The 13,452-nt window shown below is 66.8% G+C and carries 5 protein-coding genes and 2 pseudogenes; 5 read left to right on the forward strand and 2 right to left on the reverse strand.

The features are described from left to right. Positions 1-93: 93 nt before the first annotated feature. Positions 94-369: pseudogene (gene tpg, locus AC07DW_RS31125) on the reverse strand (telomere-protecting terminal protein Tpg); the annotation flags it as partial. Between the two features lie 357 nt (positions 370-726). Here tpg and AC07DW_RS31130 point away from each other — a divergent pair. Together AC07DW_RS31130 and AC07DW_RS31135 are read left to right on the forward strand one after the other, a co-directional pair. Continuing rightward, positions 727-2,824, forward strand: a pseudogene (locus tag AC07DW_RS31130) (chromosome segregation protein ParM). Positions 2,825-2,954: 130 nt separating this feature from the next. Continuing rightward, complete coding sequence (locus AC07DW_RS31135) at positions 2,955-3,632, forward strand: alpha/beta fold hydrolase (RefSeq protein ID WP_478861013.1); 678 nt, start codon at positions 2,955-2,957, stop codon at positions 3,630-3,632. Between the two features lie 741 nt (positions 3,633-4,373). Here AC07DW_RS31135 and AC07DW_RS31140 read toward each other — a convergent pair. Next, entirely contained in the window at positions 4,374-9,524 is a 5,151-nt protein-coding gene (locus AC07DW_RS31140; protein ID WP_478861014.1) for an RHS repeat domain-containing protein, read from the reverse strand. Between the two features lie 1,071 nt (positions 9,525-10,595). On the opposite strand from AC07DW_RS31140, the gene AC07DW_RS31145 reads away from it, so the two are divergent. The 3 genes from AC07DW_RS31145 (at position 10,596) to AC07DW_RS31155 (ending at position 13,357) form a co-directional block, all read left to right on the forward strand. Continuing rightward, entirely contained in the window at positions 10,596-11,648 is a 1,053-nt protein-coding gene (locus AC07DW_RS31145; RefSeq protein ID WP_478861015.1) for a tyrosine-type recombinase/integrase, read from the forward strand. Positions 11,649-11,807: 159 nt separating this feature from the next. Then, positions 11,808-13,064 carry a tyrosine-type recombinase/integrase gene (locus AC07DW_RS31150; protein WP_478861016.1) on the forward strand — a complete coding sequence of 419 codons (1,257 nt, stop codon included), beginning with the start codon at positions 11,808-11,810 and terminating at the stop codon, positions 13,062-13,064. Then, complete coding sequence (locus tag AC07DW_RS31155) at positions 13,061-13,357, forward strand: hypothetical protein (protein WP_478861017.1); 297 nt, start codon at positions 13,061-13,063, stop codon at positions 13,355-13,357. The genes AC07DW_RS31150 and AC07DW_RS31155 overlap by 4 nt, the downstream gene beginning before the upstream one ends. Positions 13,358-13,452 lie beyond the last annotated feature (95 nt).

Consider the following 13,452-nt stretch of genomic DNA (forward strand, 5'->3'; position numbering starts at 1 on the left):
TTGTTACGGGAGCTCTGGCGTCATTGCAGGCATTCCAGGCCACACCACTCGAACGTGCCACTCCACTTACCGTCACCGGTTCTCAGTCAGGCACTGAGCGCGCACCCGCGGCTGCCAGCGCTCGCGCACCGCGTCGGCCAGGCGTTGAGCGAGGTCCGGCCGGGGCCGGCGGATCTGGTCTTTGACGTATCGCTCGACCGTGCGCTGCGAGACGCCGAGCTGCTGCGCCGCGGCGCGGGTGCCCTTGAGCTGCTTGACCAGATAACGCATCTGCGCCCCCGCGCTCTTGGGAATGGGGCGGGTGAATGCCTGCTGCACGGCGCGGTTCAGGCCGTCGTCCACGATGCCCACGAGGGCACCTCCGTTCATGATCGGCTGTGTGGCCGCTGCGGGACGATCACGGCCGGGGCGGGAAAGCGTCTGCCCGGGCCGTGATCGCGCCGTACAGCGGCGTTCAAGGCGTCTCCTGCCAGCGACGGCCTGCTCGCGGGTGATGTTGCGGGACTGCTCGGTCTCGACCAGCTGCACGTAGTCCACGACCAGGAGGCCGAGGCCTTCGGCGCGGGCACTGGCCCGGGCGGCGGAGGCAATGTCGCCCAGTGAGGCCCCGTCGGGCCGGTAGACCCGCAGCGGCAGCTTCTGGAACAGCTCGGGTTTAGTCCCTGATGGGCGGCCCCGCCATCGACGGCGGGGCCGCCCATCGTCACTCCCGAAGGAGACCATCCCGTGTCCGTGCCGCGCAGCGTCGCCCTGGAGCGCACCGTCTACACCCTGGCCGCCCCGGTCCTCGCCGTGGCTCCGAACCTCTCTTCCGGCAGCCCCGTTGATGCGGCCGTGCAGATGGCCGGCGCCGATCGGCGGCTGGGTTCTGGCGTACAAGAGTGACGAGCCCGGAGCGGGACGCCGATTCCTGCGCTGGTCGCCGCTCGTGCTGGCGGCCGCCGTCGACGTCGCCGCCCGGCACACCCCCGGCTGGGGCCCCTACTGCCTGGACGCCCTGCTCGCCGCCGGGTGGGCGGCGGCCGGCCTGCTGGTGCTGCCGTTCTCCCGGCACACCCGCCGCGGTCACCGGCCAGCCCTCGCCGCCCCGGCCCCCGCCCCGCAGTTGCAGCCCGCCGCGCCGTCCCCGGTGCAGCCGGACGACGGCGCCGACTACTTCACCCGGCAGGTCCGCCTGCTGTGGGAGACCCGCGGCATGCCCGGCCGGACCATCGTCGTCAAGGCCACCCCGCACGAGGGCATGCCGCACGACCTGTCGCTGCTGCTGCGCGCTGCCGAAGCCGGACTGCCGATCTCCGGACTCACCGAAGAGGCCATCGCCGCCGCGTTCGAGGTCGACGTCACGGATGTGCGGATCGAGGATGTGGCCCGCCAGCACAGCCGCGGCGGCGGGCCCGGCTGGAAGGAAGTCCACGTCATCCCCGACGCCGCGGAGCGGCGCCGCAAGGCCCCCAGCCACCGCGAGTGGTGGGCCGACCGGATCGGCGCCGACGGCGGCCCGGTGCCCAGCTCGGAGTTCGTCAGGGAGGTCCGCGACCACGCCCGCCGGGTCACCCACTACGTCGCCCAGGTCCCCGACGAGATGGGCGCACCGCGCGTCACCCAGCGCGCCCTGGCCGCCGCGTTGAAGACGCGGTACGACGAAGGCCGGCTGTTCGTCACCGTCGACGGCAACCAGGTCCTGGTCTCTCTGTGGGACTCCAGCCCGCTGGCTCAGGTCTTCCCCGCCACGCGCGAGCTGCTCACCCCGGACAAGGACGGCCGGTGGGTGACCGGCCACCTGGGCAACGGCCAGCCCGCCCGCAACCGCATCTACACTGACTGGGGCGCGGCCCACGGCCTGTTCGTCGCCCCGTCCGGCGGCGGCAAGACCCAGCTCATGGGCCTGCACGTCGCAGCCGACGCGCTATTCGGGGCCGTGGTCATGCTCGCCACCGAAGCCCCGGACGAGAAGACGGCCGCGCTGGGCAGGCACACCGCCCGCTACGGCGTCGGCGCGCTCTACATGATCTGGCTCCTGCGGGCCATGGTCGCGCTCATGGAGAGCCGCGGCGAGATGCTGTGGGAGGACGGCCAGGTCCACGAGTGGGACCCGGCCCGCCCAGGCTGCCCCTACCGCATGCTCAGCGCCTATCTGGATGAGTTCCTGTCCGCCGCCCGTCACGGCGACTACGGCGCGGAGATCATGGACCTGGCGGAGCTGGTGTCGGTCAAGGGCCGCAAGTACGGCGTCGGCCTAAAGGTGGCAGGCCAGACCGTCTACGTGCAGGACGGGTTCACGCAGCTGCTGTGCGAGAACCTGCGCGAGAACTCGATTCCGGTCGTGCTGAAGGTCGCGCCGAAGAAGGTCGGCGACATGTTCCGGGCTCTCGGCATCCCCTCCGAGCACATCCCCGACCCGCTCCCCCGCAGTTTCTCCGCCGAGGAAGAGGGCCGCATCGAGCGGATCATGCGCGGCGAGCCCGAGCCCCCCGCCGACTCCAACACTGGCGGCGTCGGCTGGATCGTCGAAGGCAAGCAGCCCGAAGTCCTGCGCACCCTCTACATGGACTTCAAGGCCGGTATCGACGGCTACTTCCCCGACACCGTCACCACCCTCACCGACTACGAGATCCGCGAGCTCGAAGCCCGCGGCCTGTGGTTCGACTGGACCGAGCCGCCCCGGTCCGGCGAGTTCGGCCCCGAGCCGGGCCACGACGAGGAGGACGCGCCCAAGAAGGGCGGCGGCAAGCGCCGCGGCGGCGGGAAGTCCGCCGCGCGCCGTGACGCGGTCACCTCACCGCGCCAGGCGCTGGAGGCCATCAAGAACCTCTCCGGCGTCTGACCCATTCCCCGCACCCCAACCCCCGCATGGCCCGGCCGCACCGGCCGGGCCCACAGGTCCATTGATGGGCGGGATGGGCGCCGTGCGCACTCAGAAACTGAACGCGGGGTTTGCGTCGAGGGCGGCGTGCATGCGGCAGAATATCAATGTGGAAACCGACGCGCTGGTTCTGTTCGGCGACTTGACCGGCTTGGCCGGCGATTTGGTCGCGGCCAACAGATACTACGAGACGGCCAGACAGGGCTCCGTTTCAGAGGGGCGCAAGAAGGCCATTAGAAAGAAGTTGCATCAGGAGGAAATTGCCTTTCGAGACGGCGCAAGGATCACTTTTTACAGCCATAGGGATGGCGACAAGACAATCCTTCTTGTGAATCCCCTAGTCTATGGGCTTGCGCTTTTTCAGCCTATCCTTGAGCGCTTGCGTGACAGGTTTCGAGTCATTACCGCAGATTGCCGAGGAACGGGAAAATCGGATGCCCTGGTGCGACCGTTCGGGTTCGCCGAACATACCAAGGACCTTGCGCAGGTCCTGGAAACAGCCGCAAGTTACCCAGTCATCGGCGTGGGTTTGTCGCGAGGCAGTAATCTGCTGATTCGTCTCGCTGCTACCCAGCCGAAATACGTAAGTAAATTGATTACCGTAGGGTGCTCATTTGCAGAAGGAGGGCTCGACTCGCTACATATTCTGACTACTGGGTGGAAGTGCCTAAGGCGCTCAGGCGAGGAGATATGCGCGGTCTGCTTGATCTCCTCGGCACGTTTATGTACAGTGAACCAGGAACCGAGGAACTCAAAAAGATTCTTATAGACGGGATGACGAGACTTCCCCGCGATACGATCTTGAGCTTCTATGATGAGGACCCCGACGAAGATGTCTCCTCTCTATTGAGTAATGTGGTGGTACCCACTTTGGTGACGCATGGGACTACGGACCAGCTGATCCCTTATCGGGCAGCAGAGCACCTGTCCGCTCATTGCCAAACGCAAAAATATAAGGCTTCGAAGGAAAGGGGCATTTGCCCATCTTCACGGCACCGGACGAATTCTGTCAGGTGTTGCAGGAATTCTCTACTTAAGAGCTCGTAACACGCTCATGATTCAGGATTATTGAGGGCGTCCTATCAGATGAGGCTGCAGGCCAGGGAGACGAACGCGTCGCAGAGTTGAGGCATTTCCATCTCACTTTGAGCTGGCCAGATGCAGGGCAGGGGTGTTTGATCAAAGTCGCGGTGATCATGTAGGTGGCCTGGTAAGAATAGAGTCTGTTGCAAAAATGGACGAGGCCCTGCGCCGCGAGCTGGCGGCAGCGCGCAAGGAGATGCACAAGCTCCCACCGAGCGGGTTTTCACAGCCCCACCACCCGAACGTGCCACTCCACTTACCGTGACCGGTTCTCAATCAGGCACCAAGACCGAGCCTCCTGGCAGCACTACATCGCACAGCACGAGCTCGTTGCTTGGCTACGCCGACTCCCTTTCCCTTCGCCAGACAATCCATCGACGACGCATCAGCCGCGCCGTTAAAGCCGTCCGTACATACCTTGACCTGTTCAGATCGGGTGAGGAATCACAGAGACGTCTTCCGCGGTGATCAGGACGCGCCAATTTCCGTTGTAGTAAGGTTGCTGCATCACCGTCGATGCATTTCCCCACAAATCAAAAAATGCATCGGCTGCGTATACTTCATTGTCTATTTTTTCCGCATTAAAGAAGTGCCCGAATTTCCCAGGGAATGCGAAGTTAGTCAAGCGCCATCCAAGGTTGTTATCACTTCCACCCATGAGGATGAATTTCGTCCCATTGCCCCTCCCGAGCATATACTTGAGGGCTTCTTCTGTAGATAGGATACCGGTCCACTGCCCCGGAATCTTGGCCTTGCGGGCAAACTGTGCATAATCAAAAATCCGCACCTCAGGCTTGAGTGTCACCTTATCCCCCATCTCGCATTTATCAAAAGCGAGTGCAGTGGCGGCACACATTGATTTGTCATTTCGCACGCCCCCCTTGCGAACCTTCTGGATCTTCGCATCCAACTGCCCCACCCTATTCGTTGGGGGCGGCAACTTGGGGGCCTCCGGATTCAGCACTGCCGGCTTTATTTTAATGGCCTTACTCATCCTCGACAACGCGACGGATGCGCCACCGATCGCAGAGTTCGCCATACCTGCTATCGCTCCAGCAATTCCGAGCCCTAGAGCCGCGTACTCAATGGACCTTCCCGTAGAATCATCCGCGATAAGCTGGGTCGCTTCATTTACTGCGGCAACAAGTTCGAGCGCGCCAGATGCTGTTCCTAGTACAAGTCCCGCCATCGCGAGAGTTGGCGCTAGGCCCATGGTGGCAATGGTCGCGAATATAGACGCCGCAATGGCGAATCCGGCCAGGGCGATGGTGAGCCACGAAGTCCAGTCCGGCTCGGCGGAGTGACCGGTTGGATCGAGCCGGGTAATGGGATTGGCGTCGGCGTAGGAATAGCGGTTGTGCTGGGGTGCGGGGTCGCGGGTGGTGAAGCGGTTCTGGCTGGGGTCGTAGAGGCGGTTTTTGAGGTACTGGGTGGCGGTGACGGGGTTGGTGTATTCGCCGGCGTAGGTGAAGGGGTTGGCGCCGGCTGCGGTCGCGGCTGGGTTGGTGTTCGTGCTGGTGGTCGCCGTTGCGGTGGCGGGTGTGCCTTGGGGTGGGAGGGTGGTGTGTGTGGTGGGGGTGGTGTGCTGGCCGTAGTCGGTGTAGTGCCAGGCGGCGCTGATCTGGCCGTCACCGGTGGTGAGGGTGGTGGTGTTGCCGTGGCGGTCGTGGTGGAGGTATCCGCCGCCGGTGGTGTTCGCCGCCTGGACCGCATCGGCCGCCCCGGCCTGGGTGCCAGCCTGGCTGGTGGTGAGGGTGCGGGCTTCGCGGGTGGCGGCTTGGAGGTAGGAGCCGGTGATGGTGTCCGCCTGTGCGGCCCCCTCACCACTGCTGGCCGTGGTGGTGTGGGTGTCGTTGGTGATGGTGCCGGTTACGGGGTCGTAGTAGAACCCGGTGACCGTCGCACCGCCTTGCCCGGTTCCTTCCCCGGTGGTGCTGGTGGGGGTGGTGGTGGCGGTAGCGCGTGATCCGTCGGCCCAGTAGGTGTAGGTGGTGGTGCCGTCGGGGGTGGTGACGGAGGCGGGCTGGTTGTGGGGGTTGTAGGTCCAGGTGTTGCCGCGGTGGTCTTTGATCAGGTTTCCGGCCTGGTCGAACTCCTGGGTCTTCTTCTGCCCGTCGGTGGTGATAGCGGTCAGGCGTCCGGCGGGGTCGATGACGTGTTCGGTGACGCTCTTCTTGCCGCCCTGGTCGTGGCGGGTGGTCTCGGAGCGGGTGATGTCACCGGAGACGTTGAGGGTGTAAGCGGTCTCGGTGACCGGCTGGCCCTTGTCGTTGCTGACCTTGGAGTGGATGAGGCGGTCGTAGGCGTCGTACTGGTAGGCGGTGGTGGTGGTCGTGTTGCTGACCATCCCCTTGTCGTCCTTGACGACCGCGCCGGTGTCATTGACGGCGGGGCGGGTGTCGGTGCGGGAGGTGAGGTTGCCGTGGGAGTCGTAGGTGTAGGCGGCCTCACTGACCAGGGTGCCGTCCGCCCGCACGGTTTTCTCGGTCTTGACCTGGCTGGCACCGGTGAAGGTGTAGAGGGTGGTGACCTTGTTGCCGCGTTCGGCCTTCTCGATCCGGCCGAGCCCGTCGTAGGTGTAGGTGACCTCGGCCAGCACCTTCCCGCCGGCACCGGTCTGCTTCGCCGAGCGCAGCGTTCCGTCGTCGTTGCGGGTGTAGAGCGTGCGGGCGCCGGCGGTGTCGGTCGAAGCGGTCAGCTGGCCGTGGGTGTCGTATTCCTGGGTCAGGGTTTTGCCGTCGGGGTAGGTGACTTTGGTGACGTGGCCGTCCGCATCGTAGGTGTAGGAGATGACCGTGCCCGTCTTGTCGGCGGGGTCGAACACCTCCAGCACCCGGCCGGTGGTCTTGTCGTAGGTGCAGGCGCTCTTCACCACCTGCTTGCCGTCTGGGGAGACGGTGGTGGTTCCGGTGATCCGGCCGGTGACCGGGTCGTAGGAGGTAGTGGTGACCGACCCGTCCGGACGGGTCACCTTCTCCGCCTCACCCCGATCGTTGTAGACGGTGGAGGTGATCCCGCCGACGGGGTCCTTCTCCTCGATCACCCGGCCCGCGTCGTCCCGCTTCAGGATGGTCCCGGACCGCTTCTCCTCACCCGAGCCGAGGGTTTTGACCACCTGTCCGCCGGTCAGGTCCCCGCGGGGTTCGGCGGTGACCTCACCACCGGGGAACACCTGGGGCGCGGCCGGTGTGAGGGTGGCCTTGTCGACCATGCCGCCGGTGCCGTAGGCGAGGCGGGTGGTGACATCCCCAGAGGTTGCTTCCCGCTGCCGGCCAAGCCCGTCGAAGGTCTGGCTGGCTGCGGGCACAGGGGTGCCGTCCGCGTGACGGGTCGAAGAGGCGATGGCGCGGTCGGCGTCGTCGAGTTTCTCGGTGGTAGTGGTCACCGCCCTGGCCGGGTCGCTTTCCCCGGCGGGGAGGATGGCGGTGGTTTTGGTGTTCGCGACGTCGTCGTAGGAGAAGAGCTGTGTCATGCCGTTGGGGGCAACCGCCTTGACCGGCCGGCCCAGCAGATCGTTCGTCGTAACCGTCTTGCGCCCGGCACCGTCCGTGGTGGTGGCGGTCAGCCCGTCAGGCGAGTACTCCACCTTCTGCAGCGTCCGCGCGCCCGGGTCACCGGTGATCTTCCCACCCTCGACGTTGTCGGTTTTGGCGAGGGTACGGCCCAGCAAGTCGCGGGTTTCGACGACGGTATGCCCGTCGGGGGTGGTGAGCGTGGTGGAGGTGGAGGTGTGGGCGGCGGTGACGGTCCGCCCGTCCGGCCCGGTCTCCTTGACCACCCGGCCCGCATCGTCATACACCGTCTTCGACGCCCGGCCCGCCGCATCGATGGTTTCGACGACCTCGCCGGTGGCCAGATCGGTGACCTGCTTCACCGTCCCGGCAGGCGTAGTCACCGCATCAGTACGCGTATGAGCGCCGGTGTCGATGCTGGTGGTGTAGGTCTCCGTCAGCTTCTGCGGCCCCTCATCGCCTTCCGGGCGTGCACCCTCCGCCCAGGTGACGGTCTTCGAGGCCAGCTCACCGTGCCCGTCGACCTCGAAACTGGTGGTGGTACGTGCCCTGGGCGTTTCGCCCGGCTTGTTCGCCACCGCTTCGGTGCTGGCGGCAACATGCTTGCCGTCGGGGGTGAGGGTGTTCTTCGTTTCGGCGACGGTGCCGTCGGTGCCGGTGGTGACCGATTTCACCGGCTGCCCGTAGGGCCCGTACTCGGTGCGGGTGACCGCCCCGGTGGCATCCTTGCGCTCCACCTGCCGGCCGTGATCATCAAAGACGGCGGTTTCGGTCGTGGTGCGCTGCCTGCCGCCGGGGCCCAGGTGCGTGACCCGTGCTTCGGTGGGTTTGGCGTAGTTCGCCGGCAGCGCTGACGGTGAGGGCGGCGTCTCGTCCTTCTCGCCCGTGTAGTCCAGGCCCTGTTTGTGCAGGCTGACCCGCTTGTCCCCGGCGACCAGGAACGTCTCGCGCTCCTGCAGCAGGTGCAGCTTGTTGTAGGTGGAGCGCACCACCGACACCCCGTCCGACAGCTCGGTGGCGTACCGGTAGCCCTGGGCGGCAGCGTCGGCTGCGTCGAACAGGCCGAAGGTGGTGTGCTGGTACTTCGGGAAACCGGCGTGATTGTGCAGCTGCCCGTCCACCGGCACCAGGGAAAAGCTCTTCGGCGCGACCAGGTCCTTCCCGCCCCGGTCGGTCACCCGCACCGTCTTCACCACGCTCATCCCCGCCGCGGTCTGATACTCCACCGCCGTCCGTGCCCCGGCGGGGGTGACGACCTCACTCAACAACGGCTTGTTGCCGGTCTCGGTGCTCGCACGGTAGGCGAGGGTGGTGACCTGCCCGGCCGGGTCGCTCACCTGCACCAGACGGCCGCCTTCGGCCTTCAGCTGCATCTTCGGCGTCCGCCCGTCGGAGCGGGCGGGCGAGGTGACCGTGATACCCGTCGCGGAGGGGATGAGGGTGGCTTTCTGCCCGTAGGTGTCCACCACCTGCACCAGCCGGTGCCCCGACCCCCACACCCAGTCCACCCGGTTGCCCGACCGGTCCTCACGCCCCAGCAGATCCCCCTCACCCGAGAAGTAATCCACCCGCCCGTCCTCATACGACAACACGTAGCTGTAAGGGCGGGCCGGGACGCCGTCGCGGGCCGGAACCGTGCCCGCCCTGCGCTCAAACTCCAAATCTTTCAGCGGGTAGCGCTTCAGGCCGGTCGCGGAGGCCTCATCGGCCTCGAACATGCCCCCCGAGGCCGGGAAGACCCGCACCCCGCCCTCCGTCTCCACAAACGACACCCCCAGACTCATCCCCGCACCCAGACCATGCCGGTCCACCCCCGCCGCCGCCAGCTGCTGGTCATACGACAAAGAAACCGACGCATCCAGACCCCCACGCCCCCCGAGCGTGACCAGCGGCAGGCTCATCCGCCACAGGCCCGTGCGCTCATCCAGCGCCCCTGCGGCCGCATCCCCCAGCGGCACCGAACCCGACACCGGCGCCGGCACCCCACCACCCGGGGCATCGGCAGCCACCGCCGACACCACCGGAACCGCCGACACCCCCATCACCACAGCCGTCGCCAACGCCACCCGGCGCAACCCACACCACCGCAAAACCCCACCAACACCCTGCTCCGCGACCAAACCAGCTCCGACAGGCAGGGAGGGGGACATAGAACAACCTCGGTGAGAGACGGCGGAACACACAAACGGGGCTCATCAAGTCAACCCGCCCCTCCGCCACGGCTGGCACCCACCAAATGGCCACCACTAGGGCTGGGACACTGTAAGGAAAGCAGCCATACGCGCCCGTCGTCGGCGTGCTCCTTACTGACCCGCTCTGACCGTCGCCTGTCGCCTGTCGCCTGTCGCCTGTCGCCTGTCGCCTGTCGCCTGTCGCCTGTCGCCTGTCGCCTGTCGCCTGTAGCCCGGCACCGCCAGGCGATTCGGTGGTGAGGGAAGTGTGCCGCTATCGCAGGGGGATGCGGTGGCGAAGGAGGGCGAAGCGTGTTCGTCCGCGCACCTGGCGCGGGAAGAGGTGCCTGACGGGGACGGCGGGGTCCCCGGCCCGGGTGCCTCTTGATCTGTCCCGGTCAGATCAGCCCGAGCTGCTCCCGTACCGCCACGCGACCGGCGGGGAGCCCCGCGCGGCGGGAACGGGCGTTGGACAGAGCCATACACCCAGTTTCACCGCGTGCTCCTGCGGCTTCCACGCCAAGGTCTACGAGGCTCTCCATCACCTGCCGCTGTCGCTGCCCGTGGTCGGAGCGCGCGTGCCTGAGACGCCAGCCGCCTTGCGGGAGCTGACACCGGCAGCCCTGGTCGACCGCCACGGCATCACCTGCACCCCGATACGCGACCTCCTGGTCGACTACCTCACCGAGCGTGCGGTGGACGTCGACTACACCACGCTCCAAGATATGGCCCGCTCGTTGGCCGGACTGTTCTGGCGTGACCTGGAGAAACCCACCCCGTCATCGACTCGCTGCGGCTGGACACCGACACCGTCACAGCCTGGAAGGAACGCGTCGGCATGGTCCGTGACCGTCACGGCATCCCCGTCCGGCCGCGGGTCAACGCGCACACCATCTTCAGCTGGGTCCGGGCGTTCTACCAGGACCTCGCCCGCTGGGCCGCCGAAGAACCGGCACGGTGGGGCCCGTGGGTCGCCCCCTGTCCGGTCCGCGCAGCGACACCGACCACAGCAAGAACCGCGCCCGCCGCAAAGCCGCCATGGACCAGCGCACCCGCACCCTCCTTCCCGCGCTCCCCGCCCTGGTCAAAGCTGTCGAGCGCCAGCTCAAGGACGCCCAGATGTGTCTCGCCACCGGGCGGGAGACCTCTGGCGGAGCCCCCTTCACCACGCCGACAAGCGAGACCCTCGTCCGCCGGGCCGGGGTGTCGTCCCGGGTCTACGCCGACGACCCGGCCACCGGCCGGCGCCGGGATCTGACCGTTGAGGAAGAACGGGCATTCTGGGCCTGGGCCATCGTCGAGGTCCTCCGCCACACCGGCATGCGCATCGAGGAAGCACTGGAGCTCACCCACCACAGCTTCGTCGCCTACCAGCGGCCCACCACCGGCGAGATCGTGCCCATGCTGCAAGTCGCCCCGTCCAAGCTCGACCAGGAGCGGCTGCTGATCGTCTCGCCGGAACTCGGCGAGGTGCTGACAGCGATCATCCACCGCGTCCGGCGCGGACAGCAGGCCATGCCCCTGGTCGCCGCCTACGACACTCTGGAACGGCTCTGGAGTGCGCCCATGCCGTTCCTCTTCCAGCGCCGCTGCGGTCCGGAGGACCGCGCCATCCCTCGCAACTACATCTACACCTGCCTCAACGACGCCCTCGCCGCGAGCGGACTGACCGGACCCGCCAACGAGCAACTCCGTTACACGCCACACGACTTCCGAGGAATCCTCGTGACCGACGCCCTCCGCTCGGGGCTGCCCCCGCACATCGCCGCCCGTATCTGCGGTCACCGGACGGTCGACACGACACTCGGATACGCCGCGATCTACCCGGAGGACGTCATCAACCACCACCGGTCCTTCATCGCCCGCCGCCGGTCGCTGAGGCCGAGCGAGGAGTACCGCGAGCCCACCGCGCGCAGGAGTGGCAGGACTTCCTGGCCCACTTCGAACTGCGCAAGGTGGCGCTGGGCGTCTGCGCACGCGACTTCGGCACCCCCTGCGTCCATGAGCACGTCCCGTTGACCGAACTAACTGTGACGCATTCAGGGCCTCGCCCGAGATCAACGGGCCGTAACCGCACGGGGCTTCTGGCTCCGGCTGGACCTCGTTGGTCACTGCGTGTGGTGGGGCGGACCTGCTTTCATCGCGTGTCGTCGAGTACGCAGGCCAGCGGAGGTATGAATGCCAGAGCACAGCACGACGGTCCGGGACGTGGCGGCCCTGAGGGTGGAGCGGGTCGGCCGCGTCGAGAAGAGCGGTGACCCGCTGCGGCCGTTCCGGCTCCTGGACTCTGATGGCACCGAGGTGGCGGCCGTCAGTGAGTTTCTGCACCACATGCTCGCCGACGACGCGAGTCCGGCATCGCTGAGGGCCTACGCCTATGAGCTGTTGGCGTGGGTCCGGTTCTTACACGCCGTGGATGTGCCCTGGCATCTCGCGAGCCGGGTCGAGGCCCGCGACTTCGCACTGTGGCTGAAGACCACGAAGAAGCCTCCGCGGCAGCGCCGTTCTGACGCGCCCGCACCAGGCTCGGTGAACCCGATCACGGGGAAGGCCGCGCCCAGCGAGAACTACGCCGCTCGGACCAGGCGGCACGCTCGCGCGGTGATCCGATCGTTCTACGAGTACCACCGCGAGACGCACGGCAGACCGCTGATCAACCCGTTCCCTCAGGGCGGTGCCGCCGAGGAGAGCAATCCGAATGCGCATCACAACCCGATGCAGCCGTTCCGGCGCCCCGCCCGCCGGGGCACTTATCAGCCCAAGGAGCCCAAGCCGACCCCGAGGATCATTCCTGACCAGGCATTCAACGACCTGTTCGCCGCGTTGAAATGCAACCGGGACAGGGCCCTGATTGCGTTCTACATCTCCACCGGCGCCCGCGCCTCTGAGCTGCTCGGCGTCGAGCAGGGCCTGGTCGCGCCCGAGGACCAGACAATCGGCGTGGTCCGCAAGGGCAGCCAGATCCTCCAGCACCTTCCGGCGTCCGCGGACGCGTTCGTGTGGTTGCGGCTCTACCAGCAGGAACTGCGCGGGATGGTCCCCAAGGGCCCGTCGGAGCCGTTGTGGTGGACGCTTCGTCGGCCCTTTCGCCCGCTGGAGTACGACGCTGCCCGGATGGTCTTCACCCGTGCCAACCAGCTTCTCGGTGCGAACTGGACACTGCATGACCTGCGGCACAGCGCGGCCAAGAGGATGGTCCGCGATCCGAATCTGACCCTCGCCGACGTGCAGTGGGTTCTGGGGCATGCCCACATCAGCACCACGGAGATCTATATCGCTCCCACACCCGACGAGGTCGTCGCCCGTGTCCTGGCCCACCATGAGCGGCAGCGCACCGAGCAGGCCAAGCCACCGGCCCCGCCGGCGCCCGGCTACCGTCCCGAAGTGCTGGCAGCGCTGTTCGGCACATCGACCGCCAACGGGGAGCGCCGGTGAATCCGATGGTGCAGGCCGACGTCGCCAAGGCCGTCGAGTCGCCGGAGGAGGACAAGTCGCTGGAGTGGGAACCGCGAGCCTGCGAGGCGAGCTGGTGGCAGACCCGTCAGAGCCGGGAGAGCCTGGTCGAACGGCTGCTGGGATTGTTGACCGACCCCACGGCGGGCCTCATCCGCGACAAGTCCCGTCGGCGGGGTCTGAGCAAGCTGCTGGACTGGCTCGAAGGCCAGCCTGGAGAGACCTGGCAGGATCGCTGGATGGCGAGCGGGGCGGACGCCGCCGGTTCCGAGTGATTTCCGGACAGACGTCCAATAGGATTGCCTTGAACGGAAAAGAGGACGCAAGAAGTGGCACCACCGAGCAAGTACACCCCGGAGTTTCGGGAAGA

It is taken from the genome of Streptomyces sp. NPDC045701 (genome assembly GCF_056432045.1).

Bases quoted from the DNA above. Each gene is read 5' to 3' on its own strand.
- AC07DW_RS31135 (WP_478861013.1), top strand. From the start codon at position 2,955: ATGCGGCAGAATATCAATGTGGAAACCGACGCGCTGGTTCTGTTCGGC.
- AC07DW_RS31150 (WP_478861016.1), top strand. From the start codon at position 11,808: ATGCCAGAGCACAGCACGACGGTCCGGGACGTGGCGGCCCTGAGGGTG.